Source organism: Stenotrophomonas maltophilia group sp. P373 (assembly GCF_053295075.1).
Window position 1 is genome coordinate 1,319,035 of record NZ_CM129994.1, and the last position, 21,274, is coordinate 1,340,308.

22 protein-coding genes are annotated in these 21,274 nt (G+C 67.7%); 4 read left to right on the top strand and 18 right to left on the bottom strand.

Annotation, left to right across the window (positions count from 1 at the left end; translation table 11 throughout):
- Positions 1 to 50: 50 nt before the first annotated feature.
- On the bottom strand, positions 51 to 956 hold the full coding sequence (locus ACSYHF_RS06065; RefSeq protein WP_447576174.1) for a LysR family transcriptional regulator ArgP: 906 nt from the start codon (positions 954 to 956) through the stop codon (positions 51 to 53).
- Between ACSYHF_RS06065 and ACSYHF_RS06070 the strand changes: the two genes are divergently transcribed.
- The gene (locus ACSYHF_RS06070) at positions 856 to 1,425 is read left to right on the top strand and encodes a LysE/ArgO family amino acid transporter (protein WP_447576424.1); all 570 of its coding nucleotides are present in this window, start codon (positions 856 to 858) and stop codon (positions 1,423 to 1,425) included. The two genes, ACSYHF_RS06065 and ACSYHF_RS06070, sit on opposite strands and share 101 nt — an antisense overlap.
- Here ACSYHF_RS06070 and map read toward each other — a convergent pair.
- The 15 genes from map to ACSYHF_RS06145 all read right to left on the bottom strand — a co-directional run bounded on the left by map (position 1,422) and on the right by ACSYHF_RS06145 (position 14,061).
- Positions 1,422 to 2,204 (bottom strand): type I methionyl aminopeptidase, encoded by a 783-nt coding sequence (map, locus tag ACSYHF_RS06075; RefSeq protein ID WP_188238892.1) that lies wholly within the window; start codon positions 2,202 to 2,204, stop codon positions 1,422 to 1,424. The two genes, ACSYHF_RS06070 and map, sit on opposite strands and share 4 nt — an antisense overlap.
- A 10-nt stretch (positions 2,205 to 2,214) precedes the next feature.
- Entirely contained in the window at positions 2,215 to 2,427 is a 213-nt protein-coding gene (locus ACSYHF_RS06080; protein ID WP_005415768.1) for a ParD-like family protein, read from the bottom strand.
- A 68-nt stretch (positions 2,428 to 2,495) separates the two neighbouring features.
- Entirely contained in the window at positions 2,496 to 2,855 is a 360-nt protein-coding gene (locus ACSYHF_RS06085) for a bleomycin resistance protein (RefSeq protein WP_053498166.1), read from the bottom strand.
- A 140-nt stretch (positions 2,856 to 2,995) separates the two neighbouring features.
- A complete protein-coding gene (locus tag ACSYHF_RS06090; protein ID WP_111127953.1) occupies positions 2,996 to 3,880 on the bottom strand; it encodes a hypothetical protein in 885 nt (294 codons plus the stop codon).
- A 3-nt stretch (positions 3,881 to 3,883) separates the two neighbouring features.
- The gene (locus tag ACSYHF_RS06095; protein ID WP_111127952.1) at positions 3,884 to 4,948 is read right to left on the bottom strand and encodes a GNAT family N-acetyltransferase; all 1,065 of its coding nucleotides are present in this window, start codon (positions 4,946 to 4,948) and stop codon (positions 3,884 to 3,886) included.
- Between the two features lie 28 nt (positions 4,949 to 4,976).
- Entirely contained in the window at positions 4,977 to 6,377 is a 1,401-nt protein-coding gene (locus tag ACSYHF_RS06100; RefSeq protein ID WP_111127950.1) for an aspartate aminotransferase family protein, read from the bottom strand.
- Between the two features lie 64 nt (positions 6,378 to 6,441).
- Entirely contained in the window at positions 6,442 to 7,158 is a 717-nt protein-coding gene (locus tag ACSYHF_RS06105; RefSeq protein WP_111127949.1) for an MtnX-like HAD-IB family phosphatase, read from the bottom strand.
- 174 nt (positions 7,159 to 7,332) lie between these two features.
- Positions 7,333 to 8,535 carry a DegT/DnrJ/EryC1/StrS family aminotransferase gene (locus ACSYHF_RS06110; RefSeq protein WP_262221239.1) on the bottom strand — a complete coding sequence of 401 codons (1,203 nt, stop codon included), beginning with the start codon at positions 8,533 to 8,535 and terminating at the stop codon, positions 7,333 to 7,335.
- A gap of 10 nt (positions 8,536 to 8,545) precedes the next feature.
- The gene (locus tag ACSYHF_RS06115) at positions 8,546 to 8,944 is read right to left on the bottom strand and encodes a DMT family transporter (RefSeq protein ID WP_032954032.1); all 399 of its coding nucleotides are present in this window, start codon (positions 8,942 to 8,944) and stop codon (positions 8,546 to 8,548) included.
- Positions 8,941 to 9,300 (bottom strand): EamA family transporter, encoded by a 360-nt coding sequence (locus tag ACSYHF_RS06120; RefSeq protein ID WP_021202495.1) that lies wholly within the window; start codon positions 9,298 to 9,300, stop codon positions 8,941 to 8,943. Before ACSYHF_RS06120 ends, ACSYHF_RS06115 begins: the two co-directional genes overlap by 4 nt.
- Before the next feature lies 1 nt (position 9,301).
- Entirely contained in the window at positions 9,302 to 10,138 is an 837-nt protein-coding gene (locus tag ACSYHF_RS06125) for an alpha/beta hydrolase (protein ID WP_262221238.1), read from the bottom strand.
- A gap of 80 nt (positions 10,139 to 10,218) precedes the next feature.
- Positions 10,219 to 11,598 (bottom strand): sensor histidine kinase, encoded by a 1,380-nt coding sequence (locus ACSYHF_RS06130; RefSeq protein ID WP_095377801.1) that lies wholly within the window; start codon positions 11,596 to 11,598, stop codon positions 10,219 to 10,221.
- A complete protein-coding gene (locus ACSYHF_RS06135; protein WP_008265770.1) occupies positions 11,595 to 12,278 on the bottom strand; it encodes a response regulator in 684 nt (227 codons plus the stop codon). The genes ACSYHF_RS06130 and ACSYHF_RS06135 overlap by 4 nt, the downstream gene beginning before the upstream one ends.
- Positions 12,279 to 12,410: 132 nt before the next feature.
- Positions 12,411 to 13,538: a metallophosphoesterase gene (locus ACSYHF_RS06140; RefSeq protein ID WP_262221237.1), complete on the bottom strand. Its 1,128-nt coding sequence runs from the start codon at positions 13,536 to 13,538 to the stop codon at positions 12,411 to 12,413.
- A 73-nt stretch (positions 13,539 to 13,611) separates the two neighbouring features.
- On the bottom strand, positions 13,612 to 14,061 hold the full coding sequence (locus ACSYHF_RS06145) for a winged helix-turn-helix transcriptional regulator (RefSeq protein WP_262221235.1): 450 nt from the start codon (positions 14,059 to 14,061) through the stop codon (positions 13,612 to 13,614).
- A gap of 75 nt (positions 14,062 to 14,136) precedes the next feature.
- Here ACSYHF_RS06145 and ACSYHF_RS06150 point away from each other — a divergent pair, with 75 nt between their 5' ends.
- On the top strand, positions 14,137 to 15,357 hold the full coding sequence (locus tag ACSYHF_RS06150; protein WP_429001010.1) for an MFS transporter: 1,221 nt from the start codon (positions 14,137 to 14,139) through the stop codon (positions 15,355 to 15,357).
- A 95-nt stretch (positions 15,358 to 15,452) separates the two neighbouring features.
- Here ACSYHF_RS06150 and ACSYHF_RS06155 read toward each other — a convergent pair whose 3' ends face one another.
- On the bottom strand, positions 15,453 to 16,868 hold the full coding sequence (locus ACSYHF_RS06155; protein ID WP_065179787.1) for a GGDEF domain-containing protein: 1,416 nt from the start codon (positions 16,866 to 16,868) through the stop codon (positions 15,453 to 15,455).
- 286 nt (positions 16,869 to 17,154) lie between these two features.
- Between ACSYHF_RS06155 and ACSYHF_RS06160 the strand changes: the two genes are divergently transcribed.
- Entirely contained in the window at positions 17,155 to 19,404 is a 2,250-nt protein-coding gene (locus ACSYHF_RS06160; RefSeq protein WP_338167908.1) for a TonB-dependent siderophore receptor, read from the top strand.
- Between the two features lie 143 nt (positions 19,405 to 19,547).
- On the top strand, positions 19,548 to 20,528 hold the full coding sequence (locus ACSYHF_RS06165; RefSeq protein WP_111127942.1) for a cation diffusion facilitator family transporter: 981 nt from the start codon (positions 19,548 to 19,550) through the stop codon (positions 20,526 to 20,528).
- Positions 20,529 to 20,566: 38 nt separating this feature from the next.
- Here ACSYHF_RS06165 and nfi read toward each other — a convergent pair whose 3' ends face one another.
- Positions 20,567 to 21,241 (bottom strand): deoxyribonuclease V, encoded by a 675-nt coding sequence (gene nfi, locus ACSYHF_RS06170; protein ID WP_111127941.1) that lies wholly within the window; start codon positions 21,239 to 21,241, stop codon positions 20,567 to 20,569.
- Between the last annotated feature and the right edge of the window lie 33 nt (positions 21,242 to 21,274).

Genomic DNA, 21,274 nt, shown 5'->3' on the forward strand with positions numbered 1-21,274 from the left:
ACGGTAGTGCGCGCGGCGTGAAGCCCGAGTCTGCGGTCATCGGATTGTCCTCAACGAAGGGTGCCGCTGGCCGCAGTGCGCAGCGCCTGGGTGATGTGCTGCAGCGTGCTTGAGCGCACGGCGGCATGTTGCCAGTACAGCGGCACATCCAGCCAGCGGCGGGGTTCCAGTACCACCACGCGGCCGGCGCGCACGGCGGGCGCGACCAGGGTTTCCGGGGCCATGCCCCAACCGAGTCCGCACGCGGCAGCTTCGACGAAACCGGTGGAAGAGGGCAGGTAGTGTAGCGGCGGCTGCAGTCGCGCGCGGGTCAGGCGCCGCACGAAGCGCCATTGCAGCTCATCCTTGCGGTTGAACACCAGCATCGGTGCGCGCGCCAGGGCCGCGGCCTGCATGCCATCGTTGAAGTACTGGCGGGCGAAGCCGGGCGAAGCGATCGCGTGGTAACGCATGGCGCCGAGCGGGTGCACGTTGCAGCCCTTCACCGGCTGGCTTTCGGCGGTCACTGCGCCGAGCACGCTGCCATCGCGCAGCAACTGCAGGGTGTGGTCCTGGTCGTCCATGCGCAGGTCGAACAGGTAGCCGTGGCGCTGGTGCAGGTCTGCGATGGCGGGCACGAACCAGGTATCAAGCGAGTCGTCGTTGACTGCCAGGGGGATCGGCGTGCGCGCGGTGTCACTGCCACGCTCGGGCAGCAGCTCGGCCAGCGCCTCGGCTTCCAGCGCCTGCATCGGCCGTACCCGGCGCAGCAGCGCTTCACCCGCGGCGGTGGGGCGGCACGGTGCCTGGCGAACCAGCAACACCTGCCCGAGCCTGTCCTCCAGGGCCTTGATCCGTTGCGACAGTGCCGACGGCCTGATCATCGCCATCGGTGCGCAGAACGCCTTCGTGCTGCGCCAGGGCCTGCAGCAGCGCCATGTGGGGAAGGTGGTGCTGGCCTGCGCCGGCGCGGACATCGTGCTGATCCTGGCGGGCGTGGGCGGCATGGGCGCGCTGGTGCTGCAGTGGCCGCTGCTGCTGCAGGGGCTGCGCTTCGGTGGCGCGGCCTTCCTGCTCTGGTATGGCCTGCAGGCGGGGCTGCGCGCATGGCGCGGTGGCAGTGCGCTGGCCGCCGCCGAGGCGCAGGGCGGCAGCGGACGGCAGGTGCTGCTGACCTGCCTGGCCTTCACCCTGCTCAACCCGCACGTCTATCTGGATACGGTGGTGCTGCTGGGCAGCCTGACCACGCGCTACCCCGGTGACCTGCGCTGGGCGTTCGCCGCCGGTGCGTGCGCCGCCAGCGTGGCCTGGTTCTGCACGCTGGGCTATGGCGCGCGCCTGTTGCAGCCGGTGTTCCGCAGGCCGGACGCCTGGCGGGTGCTGGATGGGGGCGTCGCGATCTTCATGTTCTGCCTGGCAACGCTGCTTCTGTTGCGTCCGCTCTAGCCCGCATCCACCGCGCACAATGGCGTTTCGCCGGGGCGCAGGGTCAATACGCGCACGCCGCTGCGGGTAACCGCCACGGTGTGCTCGAACTGGGCAGACAGCTTGCCGTCGCGGGTGTAGACCGGCCATTGGTCCGGCTGCTGGCGGATGGCCGGCCTGCCCTGGTTGAGCATCGGCTCGATGGTGAACACCATGCCTTCTTCCAGCACCAGGCCGGTGTTGGGATGGCCGTAGTGCAGGATCTGCGGTTCCTCGTGCATTTCCTGGCCGATGCCATGGCCGCAGTATTCCTTCACCACGGTGTAGCCGTGGCTGCGCGCGTAGCGGGCGATGGCGTGGCCGATGTCGCCCAGGCGCGCGCCGGGGCGCACCGCGGCGATGCCTTCCCACATCGCTTGGCAGGTGGTCTGCACCAGCCTGCGCGCGGCGTAGTCGACCTCGCCCACCAGGTAGGTGGTGCTGGAGTCGGCGATGTAGCCGTTCTTCTCCAGGGTGATGTCGAGGTTGACGATCTGGCCGTTACGCAGCACGTCGGTGGTGCTGGGCACGCCGTGGCAGATCACGTTGTCGATCGAGGCGTTGAGCACGTACGGGAAGCCGTACTGGCCCTTGCTGGCCGGCCGCGCCTGCAGCTCGTCAACGATCATGCGTTCGACGAAATCGTTGATCTCCATCGTGCTGCGGCCCTGCAGCGGCAGCCGGTCGAGCGCGGCGAACACCTGCGCAAGCAGGCGCCCGGATTCGGCCATCAGCGCGATCTCGTCGGGGCGCTTGATGATCGCCATCTGCTCAGACCTGTCCCGGTGCCAGCAGCGGCGGCTGCACGCCGGCAGCCCGCAGTTCGCTGGCGACGATGTCCTGGAAGCTCAGCGTGGGATTCATTTCGCACAGCATGCCGACCCGGATCCAGAAGTTGGCCTGGGCGTTGATCGAACGGCTGGAGACAGTGCAGGCACGGCGCAGCTGGTCGTGCAGGGTGTCATCGATGTTGACGATGCCCATGGGCGGTCCTGGCGGAGTGGATATACGAAGCATATATGTTTCGTATATATGCCTCAAGTCCGCATTGTTCAGTCCAGGTGGGTGGCAAAACGCAGGCGGTTGCCGTCGGGGTCGCGCAGCAGCATCTCGCGGCTGCCCCAGTCGGTGTCATGCGGTGGCTGCTCGATCGGCACGTTGGCGGCGCTGAAGGCGCGGTACAGGCTGTCGACGTCGTCGACGATGAAGTACACCGCGCCGCCGACCTCGCAGTCACCGCTGTGCTCGGTGAGGAAGATCGTCTGGCCATCGCGGGTGAGCTGGGCGAACAACGGCAAACCGGCTTCGAAGCGGTGTTCCCAGTCGACCACGAAACCCAGCCCCTGCACGTAGAACGGCAGGGTGGTATCGGCATGGCGCATGCGCAGTTGCGGGATGACGGTCTGGGGCATGGCGAGGGCTCCGGGGCGGGAACCCAGTGTAGTGCCGGCCGCTGGCCGGCATTCCCGTGAGCCCGGGAACAATGAGGTTGCCGGCCAGCGGCCGGCACTACCGAAGCCACGCCGGCCAACGCCCGGCATTGCCGACGCGGTCAGCAGGCCGTCGGAGCGGCGGCGATTGCCGCCAGCAGTTCGCGGTTCACCTGCTGGTGCCGGGCCTGCCAGGCAGGAAGATCATCGGCGCTGACGTCCGGCTGGCCATCCAGCGACGACAGCCAGCGCTTGAAGCGGCTCTGGTAGTTGGCCAGCGAAACTTCGCCGGTGATGTCACTGCCGACCAGGCCACCGGCGCGCAGTGCTTCGATCACCACCAGTGCGTGTTCCAGCTGGAAGCGGCCCTGGTCCCAGTTGCTGCGCGCAACGTCCTCGGCGAATACATCCTTGTCGATCGACAGGTAGGTCGGCTGTGGGGATGCGGCCTGCTCGGCGGCGAACGCGGCGACCAGTGCTTCCGGGTGCTCGAAGCGTCGGAACGCACGGCCCATGCCGAGGCGGTGGCCCCAGCCCACATCCACGTCCATGCACCAGTACGTCAGGCGTCCACCCATCAGCGGTCGCCAGTGGTTCTCCCAGGCATGACCGAGGCCGATATCGCTGGAAGTGATGCCGAGCACATGGACGTGCGAGATCTGCGGCAGCTTGCTGGCGGCGTTCACCCACGAGCCGCAGTGCATGCCGAGCGGGAACCGCATGTTGTCCGGATGGTTGTCCAGCACCACCAGTTGGAACGGGGCCTGCCCGCGCATGCGGCGCAACAGTGGCAGGCTGAGGTGGTGGAAGTCGCCACTGCCGAGCATGACGGTTCCGAGCTGGGCCGGCAGTGGTGCCAGCACGTCAGCGGCGAAACGGTCCAGGGTGGCATTGCTGCAGGCAAAGCGCAGCGGGTCATGCCACTGCGGCAGGGCCAGGGTCTGTGCCTGGGGCAGCGGCAGCACGCCACCGTCCAGGTCCAGGATCAGCGGGGAACGCAACGGCATCGTTCAACCGCCTCCATCAGGTTCGCTCTGCAGGTGCGGGGTCAGCTTGCGCAGGGCGGCGCGCAGCAGCGGGGAGCGTGCGTGGATCGCGTGCCGGGTGGAGGTGAAGCGCGCACCCAGTTCGGCCTTGATGCGCGAGTCGGTCCAGCCGGCCACGTAGTGGCTCAGGCCGTGCTGCAGCGCGTACTCGAGGTTGTGCATCCAGCTGACGGCGTACAGGTTGTGCTCGCGCGACTGCGGATAGGCCAGGCCGATGTACTTGTCCACCAGCTTGCCGGCATGCACGTAGCACAGGTTCCAGCCGATCAACCGGCCCTGGTGGCGGTACAGGAACATCCGTCCCTGGCCCTGGCTGTCGGCCAGCAGGTACTGGAAATAGGGCAGGTCGAGCTGGTCGAAATGCACCGCGCTCTGCGCGTATACGCCCAGGTACAGCGCGTACAGTTCGGCCTGCAGTTGCGGGTCGGCCAAGGCCGGGTTGCCGGTGGCGATGCAGTCGATCTGCAGGTCATCGCGCGAACGCAACTTGCGACGGATGTTCTTGCGGCGCGAGGATGACAGGCGGCCGAGATAGTCGTCGAGCGAATCGAAATCGATCGCCACCCAGGCCAGCGGCATGCCTTCCAGTTCGACGAAGCCGCGTGCCAGCAGCGCCTGCAGGAAGGCGCCGCTGTGTGCGTTGGCCGCGTCGTCCAGCAGCGGTGAATCGACTGCCAGGTCCTTCACCACCAGCAGCCGGGTATCGCCGATCGCGTGACGCGTCACGTCCTCGGCCAGCGCCTCCGGGGCAACGTGTGCCGGCAGCGGGGTGTACTCGGTGCTGGTGGCACCGACGAAGCGCGTCTTCCAGGTGATCCACGGCCGCCACAGGCGCGACAGCGGCAGGCCGAGCAGCCTGCCGCGCAGTTCGTCATCCATCGTGGTGGTCAGGTCCAGCGGCGCACGGAAGGTCGGCAGGCCGCTGGGAAGGCGGCCTGCCTCAAATCCGAGCGGCGGGTGGGCCAGGAAGCCCTCCAGCAGCGCGGTCGGTTCCAGCGCGGTACTGGATGCGCGTGACGTCATCTCCATCGGCACGGGAACCGGCAGCGCATCGACCTCAGCCCTTGGCCTTGGTCAGCGCCTGGTCGAGCAGGGTGACCGCCAGGTCGATTTCTTCGTAGCTGATGTCCAGCGACGGCGCGAAGGTGATCACGTTCTTGTACCAGCCACCCACGTCGAGCACGAGGCCCATGCGCTTGCCGTCGTGCAGCAGGTCACCGGCCAGGCCGATGTCGACCATGCGGTCCAGCAGCTCCTTGTTCGGGGTGTAGCTGTCGGCCTGGCAGATTTCCGCACGCAGCGCCAGGCCCAGGCCGTCGACGTCGCCGATTTCCGGGTGGCGCTTCTGCAGGCCGCGCAGGCCGTCGAGGAAGTAGGCGCCCTTTTCCGGCACGGTGCGCTCGTAATCCATTTCCTTGCCCAGCTTCAGCACTTCCAGGCCCAGGCGGGTGCCCAGTGGGTTGGAATTGAAGGTGGAGTGGGTGGAGCCCGGCGGGAACACGGTCGGGTTGATCAGCTCTTCGCGCGCCCACAGGCCCGACAGCGGGTTCAGGCCGTTGGTCAGCGCCTTGCCGAACACCAGCACGTCCGGGGTCACGCCGAAGTGCTCGATCGACCACAGCTTGCCGGTGCGCCAGAAGCCCATCTGGATTTCATCGACGACCATCAGGATGCCGTACTTGTCCAGCACGCGCTTGAGGCCGGTGAAGAAGTTGCGCGGCGGGATGACGTAGCCACCGGTGCCCTGGATCGGCTCGACGTAGAACGCGGCGTACTCGGCCTGGCCGACCTTGGGATCCCACACGCCGTTGTACTCGCTTTCGAACAGGCGCTCGAACTGCCACACGCAGTGGTCGGAGTACTCGTCCGGGGTCATGCCCTTCGGGCGACGGAAGGGGTACGGAAACGGGATGAACATCGCGCGCTCGCCGAAGTGGCCGTAGCGGCGGCGGTAGCGGTAGCTGGAGGTGATCGACGACGCACCCAGGGTGCGGCCGTGGTAGCCGCCCTCGAAGGCGAACATCAGGCTCTTGCCGCCGCGCGCGTTGCGCACGATCTTCAGCGAGTCTTCAATGGCCTGAGCACCGCCAACGTTGAAGTGCACGCGACCGTCGAGGCCGAACTTCTCGTGCATGTCCACGGCAATGGTCTTGGCCAGCTGCACGCGGGTCGGGTGCAGGTACTGGCTGGCGACCTGCGGCAGGGTGTCGATCTGGTCCTTCAGTGCATCGTTCAGGCGCTTGTTGCTGTAGCCGAAGTTGCACGCCGAGTACCACATCTGCAGGTCGAGGTAGGGCACGCCCGCGCCGTCGAACATGTAGCTGCCTTCGCCGCGCTGGAAGATCTTAGGCGGATCGACGTAGTGGACGGTATCGCCGAAGGAGCTGTAGCGGGCTTCGTCGGCCAGCAGCTGCGCATCGGAGGCAGCGGCGGCGGCGTTCTTGTCAAAAATGTTCATGCAGTTCGGTTCCGTGAAGGACGTTCGAAAGGGGTAACAGGGGAGCGCGCCTGCAAGGGAGTGCTCAGGCGGTGGCAAGCAGCAGGGGCAGTGCGGCGGGCTGCGGGCTGGCGTCGAGGCGACGTGGCTGCAGCAGGCTGCCATCGAGCAAGCGCGGCAGCAGTGCGATTGCATCGTGGAAGGTGTCGATGGCGGCATGCTCGATGCCGGCATTCGTGCAATGGGTAATCAGGCGGCGCTTGGCGAACACGAAGTCGGCGTCTTCGGACACGCAGAAATCCGAGCTGCCGTCGCCGATCATCAGCACGCGCGGTGCTTCGTTGGCGCGCGCCTGCGCGGCGCAGGCGCATTTGCAGGTGCCACTGCGGCAGCCTTCGGCCTGGTAGGGCGATTCCAGTTCCCAGTGGTCATCGCACCAGCGCAGGTGGTTGGCCACCACCGGCAGCTGCGCCAGGCCGTGGTTGGCGAGGATGCGATGGATCGCATAGTCCAGGCCGTCGCTGACGATGCGCAGTGGCAGGCCCAGCTGCTCGGTGCGAGCGACGAAGGCGACGAAACCTGGATCGATCTGCACCTGGTCCAGATGGGCATCAAGCGTGGCCGGATCCAGTTCCAGCCGCCGCACCTGGCCCTGCATGCATTCACGCGAGCCGATCTTTCCCGCCTTCCACTGGTCTTCCAGTTCCTGCCAGCCCGGCTGGCCGTACTTTTCCAGCAGCGAGTCGATGACATCTTCGAGGCTGATGGTGCCGTCGAAGTCACACAGGATGCTCCAGTGCATGGGCAGGTCCGTCGATGAGAAAGGCGTCCGGCACATTGCCGGGGCAGGCTCAATGTAGGCAGGCCGCCTTTCTCGTTCCTTTCCTGTTGAAAGGCGCTTTTGACGGGCTGGGAAAGCGTTCAGGAAAGTACATGGATGAATGCGCGGAGCGCAGGCCACGCGCGCACGTGCGGGTCAGGCGCGGGCCAGGACCTGCAGTATTTCGCCCGTCTCCTCACGGGTCTGCCAGGCGCTGTTGCCAAGGGTGAGCATGCGTGCGGCGAAGTCACGTGCATTGGGCACGTCCTCCTGCGGCACGATGCCACGCAGGTAGGCGTAGTCGGGCAGGGCATGGATGAACATGCGGCTGGCACCGAGGCCGCGCGGCCACAGGTCGTCCAGCGCGGCATCGCGCGCGCGCTGGCTGGGCAGCAGCAGCATCAGCATCGGCCAGGTGCCGCCGCTACCGGCCAGGCCATCGACCACCTCCACCGCCGGCAGTTGTGCCAGCTGCACGCGCAGCTGCAGTGCGCGCAGGCGCCCGGCCTGCAGGAACGTCGGCAATCGCCGCGCGGCATGGGCACCGATGTTCTGTCGCCATCGACTGACCCGGTGCTGCGGTATGTCCAGCGGGAAAATGTCACCGACCGCGTCTTCCAGATCGCCACGCTGCAGTGCGCTGCGCAGCGGATTGCCGTACACCAGCGACAGCAGCGAGGGGCGATAGCAGGCGGCAAGGCCAAGCAGCTGCACACTGCGAAGCAGCTCCCAGCGCAGGTTGAAGCGCACCTGTTCGGCGGCATGCTCGGCCAGTTCGGCGCGCAGTTCGTCATCGCGGCTGACCAGCAGGCCGCCTTCGTGCAGGCTCAGCCCTTTGCCGGCGGCCAGGCTGAAGAATCCGATGTCGCCACGCAGGCCGACACTGCTGTTGCCCACCCGTGCGCCCAGCGCCTGTGCGGCATCTTCGATGACCCAGGCGCCGGCGCTGCGGGCGATGTCGCAGGCCCGTTCGACATCGGCGATGCGACCGCCGAGGTGGGTTGGCAGGATGGCCAACGTACGCGCATCGGCCAACCGTTCGAGCTGGCCGGGATCGAAGTCGAAGTGGCCGCGCCGGGTATCGCACAGCTGCACGCGCAGGCCGAGGCTGTGCACCGCGATCGGCACCAGCGGGCAGGTGTAGGCCGGCATGATCACTGTGTCGCGCCTGGGTGCGCGCTTGCGCAAGGTGCGCAGGGCGATCAGCAGCGCGTGCGTGCCGGAACAGGTCAGCTGCAGCGGCGGCGTGCCCAGCTGGTTGGCCAGGATCCCGCGCAGGTCACCACCACCGGGAAGGAAGTCGCTGGCCTGCATCGGCAGGCCGGCGGTCGGTGGCAGTTCGCGCGCGAACAGGCTCATCGCAGCCCGCTCACGAGGTGCTTTCGGCGGGGCTGTGCGGGTCGTCCGCTTCCGCGCGGCCGAGGCAGACGATGCCGGCCACGATCAGTACCGCACCGACCAGGTGGTGCAGGGTGAGCGGCTCTTTCAGCAGCCAGGCCGACAGCAGCAGCACACTGATCACTTCCAGGTGCGAGGCCGCGAATGCCGGGCCGATCGGCGCATGCCGCAGCAGGCTCATCCAGGTGAAGAACGCACCGACGTAGCCGAGGATGGCGCCGTACACCCATGGTTGCGACAGCACGCGCAGCAGCCAGGTGGTGTTGGCCTCGACCGGCAGCGCAGCATCGCCGGCGTACTTGAAGCACAGCTGGGCCAGGGTGTCGAAGGCCATCAGCAGGGGGAAGCCGATCACATACAGGCGCCTCATGAGCCGGCCCCCACCACCGCCACGCCTGCTGTGACCAGCAGCATCCCGGTCACCCGCAATGGCGTGAGCTTCTCGCGGAACAGGATGCGGCCGGCGATCATCAGCGCCACGATGTTGATCGAGCCCAGCAGCACGCCCTTGGACAGCGGAACCAGTGACAGGAAGGCGATCCAGGCGACGAACTCAAGCACGTAACAGGCGATGCCGATCCACAGCCAGGGGCGGCTGAGCATGTGCTTCCAGCGCTGCAGTCCCTCGCCCTCCTGCGGGTCGCTGGCGGCGGCCTTGAAGGCGAGCTGGCCACCGGTATCGAGCACGACATTGGCCAGCCACAGCAGCGTGGCAAGTGCCCCCATCTCAGGCCACCGCCTTGAGGACGCCGCTGCGTTCACCGATCCCGGTGAAGAAGCGCGCGCTGCAGCGGATCACCTCGCGGCGTTCGCGGTCGATCGTGATCATGTGGTAGCTGTCCTCCAGCACCACCAGTTCCTTCGGGCCACTGACCCGCGACATCACCAGTTCGGCATTGCCCATGCTGGCCACGTCGTCTTCGCGGGCGTGCATCACCAGGCACGGGGCGGTGACCTGGTGCAGGTGGCGGCGGGTCCAGTTGCTCAGCGCACGCATCTCGGCCAGCGCGTGCCAGGGATTGCCCGGAAGGCCTGCCGCCGCGCTGTCGCCGGACAGCATGGCGGCGCTGACCTGCGCACGCAGGCGCTCGTCGCGCAGGCCGTACGGCGGTTCTTCCATGAACATGCGGTCGCGGCCGATGTTGAAGCGCTTGAACCACGGCAGCAGGAACGAGAGGCGGGCGACAGCGGGTATGTTCCAGCCGTCGTAGCGGAACGTGGCGCCATACACGCCGACGCCGGACACCCAGTCCGGTCGTCGAGCAGCAAGTGCCAGCGACAGCACCGCGCCCATCGACAGGCCACCGACGAACAGCTGGTCGACCTTGCCGCGCAGGCTTGCCGCCGCATCTTCCACGCCCTGGTACCACTGTTCCCAGGTGGTCGCCAGCAGGTCATCCACGGTGCCACAATGGCCGGGCAGCTGCACGCCGTGTACGGTGAAGCCGGCGTTGTTCAGCCCTTTGCCCAGCATGCGCATTTCCGCCGGGGTACCGGTCAGGCCGTGGACCAGCAGCACGCCCTGCGGGCCACCGGGGAAGAAGAAGTCGTGCGAGTCGGTCACCTGGCGGCTCCGGGACGGCAGTGGGGAGGGTCAGGATCGCAACCGCGATTTTCGCCAGCCTTTCAGCGCCCCGGTCCGGGTCAGGGGGCCTTCAGCAGCGGCAGTGTGATGGCGACCTTGAGTCCGCCGCCGGGGCGGTTGAGGAAGGTCAGGCGCCCGCCGAAGTGCTCCACCGCCTCGTGGGCGATGGCCAGGCCCAGGCCGGTGCCGCTGGCGGTGGTGCCGGGGGCGCGGAAGAAGCGCTCACCCAGCCGCGGCATCACGTCCTCGGGTACGCCGGGCCCGTTGTCCTCCACGTACAGTTCGACGTCATTGTCATCCAGCGCGTGCACGCCGACGGTGACGGTCGCATCGCGGCCGGCATAGCGCAGCGCATTGTCGATCAGGTTGTCCAGTGCTTCCTGCAGCTGGGCACCGTTGCCGAGCACGCGCAGCGGCTGGGGGCTGCCGCGGTAACCCAGATCGATGCCATCGCGGATCGCTTCAGGCACGCGTGTACCGACCCACTGCGGCACCCGTTCGCACAGGTCCAGTACCTCCACCGTCTCCGGCACGGTCTGGGCCCGGCTCAGCGCCAGCAGCTGGGTGCTGACCCGCGCGGTGCGCTGGTTGAGCCGGCGGATGTGCTGCAGTGCCTCGCGCACCGTGTCCGGGTCGCCATGCGCCAGTGCCTGGTCCACGTGCAGGGCCATGCCGGCCAACGGCGAGCGAAGCTGGTGCGCAGCGTCGGCGATGAACCGGTTCTGCAGGGTGATCATTTCCGCCTGGCGGGCAAACAGATCGTCGATGGTGCTGATCAGTGGCTGGATTTCCTCCGGCACGTCGGCGTCGGAGATCGGCGCCAGTTCGCCGCGGCGCTGCGCCAGGCGGGTCCTCAGCGGGGTCAGGATGCGCAGGCCATGGGTCACCCCGAACCAGACCAGCGCGGCAGTGCCCAGCGCCAGCATGGTCATCAGCGGGATGATGATCATCAGGATCTCTCGCGCGCGCTGGCGTCGTTCGGCCATGCTTTCGGCCACGGTCACCGCCAGTTGGTCCTGCGGATCGTTCATCGCACGCGTGCAGACGGTGGCCATGCGCACCGGCTGGCCGTTGAGAATGCCATCGTACAGGGTGGGGTCCACGCCGGTGCATTCCTGCGAAGGCGCGTAGGCACTGAAATCCGCATTGCCGCTGAGTGTCCCCTGGCGGCTGCTGTCCACGTTGAAATAGCGATGGCCGTCGGGCTCGTACTCGATCAGGAAGCGCGCCTGCGGAGACAGGTCGCTGGTCACCGGCATGGTGCTCAGCATCTGTGCGAACGAGTGCGTGTCGTCGATCAGGTTGCGGTCGTGGATGCGGTTGGAATAGTCCAGCGCAACGTAATAGGCCAGGATCGTATTGAAGGTGAGCAGGCCAAGCATCGGCAACGCCAGGAAGGCGAGCAGGCGCCGTCGCAGGCTGGGGGGGCCGCTGATCACGGGGCGCTGTCGTCCTGTGCGTCTTCCAGCATGTAGCCCAGCCCACGCACGGTGCGGATGCCCATGCCGCCCGGCTGCAGCTTGCGGCGCAGGCGGTGCAGGGCGATGTCCAGGCCGTTGTCGGTCAGGTCCTGGCCCCAGTCGCACAGCGCTTCCACCAGCTGCGCGCGTGACACGATGCGCTCTGCACGCACCGCCAGCGCCGACAGCAGGCCGAACTCGCGTGCGGTCAGTTCAAGTGATTGGTCGTCGATCCATACGCGGTGCCCGGCCAGGTCCAGGCGCAAGCGGCCGATGCGCAGGTCCGGATTGCCATTGCTGGTGACCCGCCGCAGCTGTGCACGCACGCGGGCTTCGAATTCGTCCAGTGCGAACGGCTTGACCAGATAGTCGTCGGCACCGAGGTCGAGCACGCGCACCCGCTCGGCCAGGCCGTCACGCGCGGTCACCACCAGCACCGCCAGGCCATCGCCACGCTGGCGCAGTCGTTGCAGCACGTCGCGGCCATCCAGTTGCGGCAGCCCCAGGTCCAGCACCAGCAGTGCGTACTGGGTCGAGCCCAGTGCTGCATCGGCGTGCGCACCGTTGTCGACGTGGTCGACCACGTGCCCCTGCCGGCGCAGCGAGGCGCACAGGCCGGAGGCGATGTCCGGGTCGTCTTCAGCAATCAGAACGCGCATGCGCGGGGCTCCTGTAACGGTCAGGCCCACCGGCTGGACGGGGCGGGCCTCTCGGCTGCCGAAGGGTAGCCGCAAACCGGGTGAAGGTGGAGCGCGCCGGCACCTCCCGGCGCCGTCACGCTGTCCCTCCATTCAGTCCTGCAGCCCCGGCTCACCCCGCGCCAGCGGCAACCGGGAGCCATCCAGCAGGCCACGGCTGAGCTTGCCCTCCTCGATGAACAGCAGTTCGCCGTTCTCGCCGTTCTTGATGCTGCTGTCGATGGCGATCACGCGGTCGCCGTGGAAGCTGCTGACGTGTGGCATCGAGGTATGGCCGACCACGATGCGCTTGAGCTGCAGGCGGTCGAGCACGGCCTGCACACCCGCGGTGTCGAGGCGGCCATCGAAATAGCCGCGGTACCAGATCGGGCTGGTCTTGCCGTCATACAGCGGTGCGGTGGCCGGGTCGGCCTTCACTTCGGCCCTGGGCAGGCCCAGCGAGGCCTGATAGGCCGCGTTGGTGCGTGCCGGGTCCAGCGCCAGCCGCACCGCCTCGGGCGAGATGCCGCCGTGCAGGAACAGGGTATCGCCGATCTTCAGCAGCACCGGTCGGGTGCGCAGCCACTGCCCGATCACCGAGTCGGCGCCATACAGCTGCGGGTAGCTGCGGCCCAGCAGCTGGGCGCTGCGCAGGTACTTCGGGTTGACGTAGCGCAGGTCGTCATACAGCACCATGGTTTCGTGGTTGCCGAGCACGAAGTGCACGGCGCCACCGGCGGCGGCCGCCTGCTGCTGCAGGCCGTAGAGCAGCCAGAACGCCTCGGTCACCTGCGGGCCGCGGTCGAACACGTCGCCGGCGATGACCAGCGTGTCCTTGCCCAGCGCCCAGCGATCCTGCGCGTCGATCACGTGATGGGCACGCAGCAGGCGCACCAGCAGCCCATACTGGCCGTGGATGTCGGACAGCGCGACGATGCGCGGTGTGGCCGGCAGCACCGAGACCGAGGCTGCATTCGGCGCAGCCACATGCACGGTGTGTTCGTAGCCGCAGCGCGGTGCGATATCGGTCCCTGTTGCCCCGGAGGCAAGCGTGCGCGATTCGACCTTGTCGGCGCAGATCCACTTGGCCTGCACCCGGTCGCCCTGGCGGAACACATAGGGGCCATCGGCCTGCACGTGGTCGGCGGGCGCGGCAACCTCGCGGGCCTGCGTGGTTCCGGCGCTGCAGGCCAGCAACGGCAGCAGCAGGGCGGTCATCAGGGAAGGGCGATAGCGCGACATCGTCGTTGTCCGGCGGCGGAAACATCCGATGCTAACCGGCGCGACCGGGTCGCGGTGTGCGCGAATGGGCGGGTCAGGCGCTGTGCCCGTCGTCCCTGAACTTGCGCACACGGGTGGCGGCGGCCTGCAGGGGCCGACCGTCGCGCCCGCGCGGCTGCATGTACGGCAGCGGTCGCCGCGTGCTGGATTCGATCAGCTGCGAATGAGCTTCGTCTGCACCGAAGCGATGGCGTTCACCCCATTGGCGCAGCGCGACCAGCACCGGGAACAGCGCCTGGCCCGCGGCGGTGAGCACGTATTCCTGGTAGGCCGAGCCGTCGGAGGCCGGTTGCAGTTGCAGGATGCCGGCCTCGACCAGCCTGCGCAGGCGATCGCTGAGGATGTTGCGGGCGGCGCCCAGGCTGCGCTGGAAGTCGCCGAAGCGGCGGACGCCGTCGAAGGCATCGCGGATCACCAGCAGTGCCCAGCGATCACCGAGCAGGTCGGCGCTGCGGGCAACGGGGCAGGGGCTGTCTGCGTGCATGGCGGTCTCCGTCCTATGTGGTTGCAGTTTAAAACCAAAGTAGCTAGCCTGCATCTGGTTTCAATATGAAACCAGATGACGAATGCCATGCCGATTCCACGCCCCCTGCTGGTGCTGCTTGCGGTTGCCGCCGGCGCCAGCGTTGCCAACGTCTATTACGCGCAGCCGCTGCTGGATCAGCTTGCACACGCCTTCGCGCTGGAGCGGGCGGTTGCCGGCGCGGTGTTGGCCGCGACCCAGGCCGGCAGCGTGCTGGCATTGCTCGGGTTGCTGCCGCTGGCTGATCGCGGTGACCGACGGCACCTGCTGCGGCTGCAGATGGCGGCACTGGTGGCAGCCCTGCTGTGGCTGGCAGCGGCACGCACGGCCGGTTGGCTGTTGTCGGGCCTGCTGCTGGCCGGGCTGTTGGGCACCGCGCTGACCCAAGGCTTGATCGCCTACACGGCAGCGATGGCTCCGGCCGCGCAGCGCGGGCGCGTGGTGGGGGTGGTGCAGGGCGGGGTGTTCATCGGGTTGCTGCTGGCGCGCGTGCTGTCCGGCACGGTGGCGGCCATTGCCGGCTGGCAAGCAGTCTATCTGCTGTCGGCAGCGCTGATGGCGACCCTGGCCGCACTGCTGTGGCGGCGCCTGCCGGCTGTGCCGATACCCGTGGTGCCGCCGCGTTGGCGCGACCTGCTGGGCTCGATGCTGGGCATGCTGCGCCGGGATCGAACGCTGCGCGAGCGCGGTCCACTGGCGTTGCTGCTGTTTGCCGGACTCAACGTGTTCTGGGCGGCGGCCCCCTTGCCGCTGTCGGCCCCACCGCTGCAGTGGTCCACTGCGGCCATCGGTGCGCTCGGCTTGGCTGGGGTGGCAGGTGCATTGATGGCGTCGCGGGTCGGGCACTGGATGGACCGCGGTTTTGCCGATCGGGTCAGTCTTGGCGCGCTGCTGTTGATGCTGGTCGCGTGGTGGCCGCTGCTGGGCCTGCCGCAGTCGCTGTCGTTGCTGCTGCTGGGCGTGATCGTGCTCGATCTGGGTGGGCAGGCGCTGCATGTCTCGAACCAGGCGCTGCTGCTGCGCGCGCCGGGCGAGCAGCATGGACGCCTGGTGGCGCTTTACATGCTCTTCTATGCGGTGGGTAGTGGTGCCGGTGCGGCTGCCGGGCCCTGGGTGCAGGCCCGGCACGGCTGGCCTGCCGTGTGCCTGCTGGGCGCCGGCATCGCGCTGCTGGCGCTGCTGTGGTGGGCGGCGTGGGGAGTGGTGGCGTTCAATGCATCGGCTGGCGCGCGGACCGGTAAAGTCGACTGTCGGTAGAGTCGACTGTCAGTCGACTGCTCTTCGCCCCGCGTGCGAAAAATTCCGCGCTGCGCGCGATAGTCGACCAGCGGTCGACTCTACCTGTCCTGTCGTCATCGCTGCAACGCACGCCGGCCCGGGGCTTCCTGCAGGTCCCCGCTGGCCACCACCACGCGGTTGCGGCCGCTGCGCTTGGCCTCGTACATCGCCGCGTCGGCACGTGCCATCAACCGTTCGTAGTCCGGGTGGCCATCATGGCCGGCCACGCCGATGCTGGCAGTCAGCGACAGAACTTGGCCGTTGGCCAGTGCCACTGGCGACTGCGCGATCTGCCGGCGCAGGCTCTCGGCGATCACCGAGGCCTGTGACTCACTGGCGGCAACCAGCACCACCACGAACTCCTCGCCGCCGTAGCGGAACAGGTAGTCGCTGCCGCGGGTCAGCTGGCCGAGCAGGCCGGCGACGTGCTGCAACGCGCGGTCGCCGGCATCGTGGCCGTGGCCGTCGTTGATCGCCTTGAAGTGATCCAGGTCGAGCAGCAGCAGCGAGAACGGCGTGCGATTGCGCGTGGCCAGCTCGATCTCCCTGCGCAGCACGGTAGGCAGGAAGCGGCGGTTGAGCAGGTTGGTCAGGGCATCGCTGCCGGCATCCAGTTCACCGATGCGTTCGAACAACAGCGTCATCAGGGTACGGATGGCGGCCAGGTCCTCGCGAATGGCCGGCAGCACCGCCAGTCGTTGCGCCGGGGTGTCATTGCTTGCCCGCTGCAGGTTGCCGTCGATGCGGGCCATCAGCTGGCCGACCTGCTGGGTTTCGCTGCTCTCGCCGAAGCTGGGGATGCCCTTGTGGGTGAACCACAGGCCGAATTCCGAGGTCGCCAGGCTGGCGCTTTCGCCGGCCTGCACGTGGCCGGCGAGTGCGTAGAGCAGGGCGTTCTCCCAGTCCAGCAGCAGTGCACGCTGGCGCTCGCGTTCGGTACCGACATTCTGCACCAGCGAGAACAGCCGGTAGGCAGCATCGGCACGGGTGGAGCGCTCACGTGCATGGGTGTAGGCCAAGGTCATGCCTTCCATGGCGATGTCCATGATCGCGCTGAGGCAGTCGATGGCGGCGAACGCGGTGGCGCTGTCGGGCGCGTCGTCGCGCAGGCGCACGAACAGCTCGTGCTTGAGTACGCGCGCGCCGCGGGTGACCAGGTCGACCGGAATGCCGACCCGGGCATGCACATCGCCGATCACGCGTTGCGAGGCAACGGTGGCGGCAATGCCGTCGGCATCAGTGGTCAGCAGCTGCACCAGCCAGCGCTGCATGGCCGGTTGCAGGCGTTGCTTGACCTGATCGTGGGACAGGAAGCGGCGTGCACGCCCGTCCTGCAACAGCACTTCGTAGAAGCGTTGGGCCAGCGCCGGCGGGGCATCGGTTGCGGCGGCGTGCAGCAGCGCGGTGGCGGCCGGGCCGGCCTGTTGCAGGCAGTGCTGCCAGGCCTCGGCCAGCGGCTGGCTGGCATCGTCCAGTTGAGGTGGTTCCACGTCGATCTCTGACTGCGTACGGCAAACCACCGGTATCGGCCGCGGCGGCGTGCGGTTGATGGTGGGCAAGCCAGCCAGTTTAAGCCCGATGCAGGGTCGTTCGGCACGCAGGGCACATCACGCCTGCGGTAGCAATGAGTGAACGCATTTGAGAATCACTCGCATTGATGGGAGAATGCACGCACGGATCGGGCCGCAGGCGACTGCAGCGACGCTCCGCCTCCCCCTCGTCGTTGCCTCAAGCCCTTTGCCAGAGGCCCCGTTGCCCTGCCAGAAGGTCCAGATCATGTCTCCTGCCGTTGTCCTCTCGCCGCGCCCGCTGGCGCTCGCCGTTGCCGCCCTGCTGGCGGGCAGCGCGCTGACCGCCCAGGCTGAAACCGACGCCACCGATATCGACACGGTGCACGTCACCGCCTCGCAGATTGCCCGCCAGGCGTTGGGTACCTCGACCATCACCGCCGAGGACATCGCCAGGCGCCCACCGGCCAACGACATCGCCGAACTGTTGCGCACCATGCCGGGCGTCAACCTCACCGGCAACAGCGCCTCGGGCCAGTACGGCAACAACCGCCAGATCGACCTGCGCGGCATGGGCCCGGAAAACACCCTGATCCTGGTCGACGGCAAGCGCATCGGTGCGCGCGATGCCGTGCGCATGGGCCGCAGTGGCGAGCGCAACACGCGCGGCGACACCAACTGGGTGCCGGCGGAGATGATCGAGCGCATCGAAGTGCTGCGCGGACCGGCGGCGGCACGCTATGGCTCCGGTGCTTCCGGTGGCGTGGTCAACATCATCACCAAGCGCCCGACCGGCGACCTGACCGGTGCGGTCGACCTGTACGGGCTGGTGCCCGAACACAGCGCCGAAGGTGGCAGCGAGCGCGTCGGCCTGCAGCTGAGTGGGCCGATGACCGACACGCTGTCGTTCCGCCTGTACGGCAACCTCAACAAGACCGACGCCGATTCACTCGATCTCAACCGCCAGTACGCCACCCAGCCGAACGCAGTGCCACCGGCTGGCCGCGAGGGCGTCAAGAACCGCGACATCAACGCGCTGCTGCGCTGGGACGTGACCGCCGACCAGGTGGTCGAGTTCGAGGCCGGCACCAGCCGCCAGGGCAACATCTATGCTGGTGACCGCGCGGTCAGCACCACCGGCACTTCGACCGGCATCGATCTGGCCGCCCTGGCCGACGGCAAGGCGGAAACCAACCGCATGTACCGCAACACCGGCGCGATCAGCCATCGTGGTCGCTGGGGCGATGTCACCTCGCGGGTGACCGCTGCAGTTGAAGCGGTGAACAACTCGCGCATCAACGAAGGCCTGGCCGGTGGCCCGGAAGGCAGCTTCAACGGCACCGACTGGTCGACCTCGCGCCTGCGCAACTACCAGCTGGATGGCGAAGTGAGCTTCCCGACCACGCTGGGCGGCGCCGAGAACATCTGGACGTTGGGCTTTGAATACCTGGACAGCCGGCTGACCGACCCTTATTCGATGAGCCAGTCCAGCAGCAGCGGCGGTGGCATCCCGGGGCTGTCGGCCGATCGTGCGCGCGGCAAGGCCGATGCGCAGACCACGGCGGTGTTCGTGGAAGACAACATCTACCTGGGTGAGCGCTGGATCGTTACCCCGGGCCTGCGCTTTGACCACCACAGCCAGTTCGGCAACAACACCAGCCCCAGCCTCAATGCGCAGTTCCGCATCAACAGCGACTGGGTGGTGAAGGGCGGCATCGCCCGCGCGTTCAAGGCGCCGAACCTGTACCAGTCGAATCCGAACTATCTCTACTACACCCGTGGCAACGGCTGCCCCAATGCGCTGCCGAGCCTGGGCGCTGGTTGCTACATGCGTGGCAACGCAGACCTGAAGGCGGAAACCAGCCTGAACAAGGAACTGGGCATCGAGTGGGCACCGCAGAGCGGCTGGCAGGCCTCGTTGACCTACTTCCACAACGACTACAAGGACAAGATCCAGGCGGGCTACACCCAGATTGGCCTGACCGCCGACACCAAGGGCCGCATCTTCCGCTGGGAGAACGCGCCGAAGGCGATCGTGCAGGGGCTTGAAGGCAACCTGGTGATTCCGCTGCTGGGCGAGCAGGGCAACCGCCTGAAGTGGAGCAACAACTTCACCTACATGGTGGAAAACGAGAACAAGAGCACCGGCCAGCCGTTGTCGGTGATTCCGAAGTACACGATCAACACCATGCTGGACTGGCAGGTCACCGACAGGCTGTCGCTGCTGCTGACCGGCACCTTCTACGGCAAGCAGGAACCGGCCACGACCAACATCAACAACGACCCCCGCTGCACCGGCAGCTGCGATGCATCGATCGCGCTGCAGGATCGTGGCGCGTACAACATCTGGGGCGCGAGCGCGCGCTACAAGGTGACCGAGACGGTCAGCTTCGGCTTCGGCGTGAACAACCTGGCCGACAAGCGCCTGTTCCGCGAGGCCAACAGCAGTGATGCCGGGGCGGCGACCTACAACGAGCCGGGCCGCGCCTACTGGGCCAGCCTGCGCTTCGGGTTCTGAGCATACGCAAGTGCAGATCCGCCGTGGCCGCCGGGTCCTGCCCGGCGGCACCGGTGCTGCACGCCTGCAATGTTATAAACATCGTAATAGTCTCCTCCGCCGGCACCGCGTAGCCTGCACCGCATCGCAAAGGAGCTGTTGCCATGGGCCACGACCACGATCACCTGCCGTCCCAGATCCGCCACGAGAAGCCCTTGTGGTGGGCACTCGGCCTGACCACCACCTTCCTCGTCGTCGAAGTGGTGGGCGCGTTCTGGACCAACAGCCTGGCGCTGTTGTCCGACGCCGCGCACATGGCCACCGACGCGCTGGCGCTGATGATCGCGCTGGTTGCGGTACGGCTGAGCCGGCGCCCGCCGGATGCGCGCCGCACCTACGGCTATGCACGGCTGGAAGCGTTGGGCGCGATGATCAACGGTGCCATGCTGTTCGTGGTCGCCGCCTACATCCTGTGGGAGGCGATCGGCCGCTTCCGCCAGCCGCAGGAGATCGCCTCCTCCGGCATGCTGGTGATCGCGGCTGCGGGCCTGGTCATCAACCTGATCTCGATGCGCCTGCTGCAGGCGGGCAGTGGCGAGAGTCTCAACGTGAAGGGCGCCTACCTGGAAGTATGGGCCGACATGCTCGGCTCGGTGGCAGTGATTGCGGGCGCATTGTTGATCAAGTGGACCGGATGGAAACCGATCGACCCGATCCTGGCCGTGCTGATCGGCCTGTGGGTGCTGCCGCGTACCTACGTGCTGATGCGTGAGGCGATCAACGTACTGCTGGAAGGCGTGCCCAAGGGCATGGACGTGGCCAGGGTGCGCGACAGCCTGTCCGGCCACGTCGCAGTCCTGGACGTGCATGACCTGCACGTGTGGGCGCTGGCTTCCAGCACGCCGGCGCTGACCGCGCACATTGTGATGCGCGACGGCACCGACGCCGATGCGTTGCGCCGCGAGCTGGGCGGTCGCCTGCATGATGACTTCGGTATCGAGCACGTGACGCTGCAGATCGAAGCGGACCACTGTGGTGAAGCCTGCGCTGGACCGGCGTCGGCCAACGGCGGCGCGCAGCAGGGCCATGAAGGCCACGACCACGGTGAGGATGCGCAGGGCCATCGCGGCCACGTGCATCGTTGAATGAAAATGAAGGCCGCACCGGAGAATGCCCGGTGCGGTCATTCGTCGCGTCGCGAGGCCAGCCGATCCGCCAGCCGGGTTGGCTCCGGCAACCGGTAGCCGCGCAGGGTGCGCTGCACCCAGCCCAGCGCGGTATCGGCACTGACCCGATGGCCACCGGCCACGAACAGCGGCTTGCAGCGCACCTTGCTGCGCAGCACCCAGCCCAGTTGCTCGTCGCCATCCAGCAGCGGTGTATGCGCACCAGCTTCGGCGCCCGGTTCGACGAACCTTCCCACCAGTTTCGATTTCGCCACGCCGATGCTCGGCAGGTCGGTGACCACGCCCAGATGCGCGGCGACGCCCAGCCGGCGCGGATGGCTGATGCCGTGGCCATCGACGAACACCAGGTCCGGCGTGCGCGGCAGCAGCGCCAGCGCGGCCAGCAGCGCCGGCAGCTCGCGGAAGCTGAGCAGGCCGGGGATGTAGGGCATCACCGTGGGGATGCGCGCGATCTCCTGTGCCACGGGCTTCAGCGTCTCCGCGTCCAGCAGTACCGCCGCGGCGCGGGTGATGGCGCCGTTGTCCTCGAAGCCGACATCCATCCCGGCCAGCCAGCGCACGTTGCGTGGCAGGCGGTCCTGGCGCTCCACGCGGCCTGCCAGTTGCAGCTGCTGCGCACGGGCGGCAGCGACGCTGCCTTCCCAGCGTCCGGGGTCGATCACCGTATTCATGGGTCACAGCATCGCACGGGCGGCGCCACGGCC

Bases quoted from the DNA above. Each gene is read 5' to 3' on its own strand.
- ACSYHF_RS06140 (WP_262221237.1), bottom strand. From the start codon at position 13,538: ATGTCGCGCTATCGCCCTTCCCTGATGACCGCCCTGCTGCTGCCGTTG.
- ACSYHF_RS06095 (WP_111127952.1), bottom strand. From the start codon at position 4,948: ATGGAGATGACGTCACGCGCATCCAGTACCGCGCTGGAACCGACCGCG.
- ACSYHF_RS06105 (WP_111127949.1), bottom strand. From the start codon at position 7,158: ATGCACTGGAGCATCCTGTGTGACTTCGACGGCACCATCAGCCTCGAA.
- ACSYHF_RS06100 (WP_111127950.1), bottom strand. From the start codon at position 6,377: ATGAACATTTTTGACAAGAACGCCGCCGCCGCTGCCTCCGATGCGCAG.
- ACSYHF_RS06090 (WP_111127953.1), bottom strand. From the start codon at position 3,880: ATGCCGTTGCGTTCCCCGCTGATCCTGGACCTGGACGGTGGCGTGCTG.
- ACSYHF_RS06160 (WP_338167908.1), top strand. From the start codon at position 17,155: ATGTCTCCTGCCGTTGTCCTCTCGCCGCGCCCGCTGGCGCTCGCCGTT.
- ACSYHF_RS06135 (WP_008265770.1), bottom strand. From the start codon at position 12,278: ATGCGCGTTCTGATTGCTGAAGACGACCCGGACATCGCCTCCGGCCTG.
- ACSYHF_RS06150 (WP_429001010.1), top strand. From the start codon at position 14,137: ATGACGAATGCCATGCCGATTCCACGCCCCCTGCTGGTGCTGCTTGCG.
- ACSYHF_RS06165 (WP_111127942.1), top strand. From the start codon at position 19,548: ATGGGCCACGACCACGATCACCTGCCGTCCCAGATCCGCCACGAGAAG.
- ACSYHF_RS06065 (WP_447576174.1), bottom strand. From the start codon at position 956: ATGTCCGCGCCGGCGCAGGCCAGCACCACCTTCCCCACATGGCGCTGC.
- ACSYHF_RS06110 (WP_262221239.1), bottom strand. From the start codon at position 8,535: ATGAGCCTGTTCGCGCGCGAACTGCCACCGACCGCCGGCCTGCCGATG.
- ACSYHF_RS06120 (WP_021202495.1), bottom strand. From the start codon at position 9,300: ATGGGGGCACTTGCCACGCTGCTGTGGCTGGCCAATGTCGTGCTCGAT.
- ACSYHF_RS06115 (WP_032954032.1), bottom strand. From the start codon at position 8,944: ATGAGGCGCCTGTATGTGATCGGCTTCCCCCTGCTGATGGCCTTCGAC.
- nfi (WP_111127941.1), bottom strand. From the start codon at position 21,241: ATGAATACGGTGATCGACCCCGGACGCTGGGAAGGCAGCGTCGCTGCC.
- ACSYHF_RS06080 (WP_005415768.1), bottom strand. From the start codon at position 2,427: ATGGGCATCGTCAACATCGATGACACCCTGCACGACCAGCTGCGCCGT.
- ACSYHF_RS06085 (WP_053498166.1), bottom strand. From the start codon at position 2,855: ATGCCCCAGACCGTCATCCCGCAACTGCGCATGCGCCATGCCGATACC.
- ACSYHF_RS06145 (WP_262221235.1), bottom strand. From the start codon at position 14,061: ATGCACGCAGACAGCCCCTGCCCCGTTGCCCGCAGCGCCGACCTGCTC.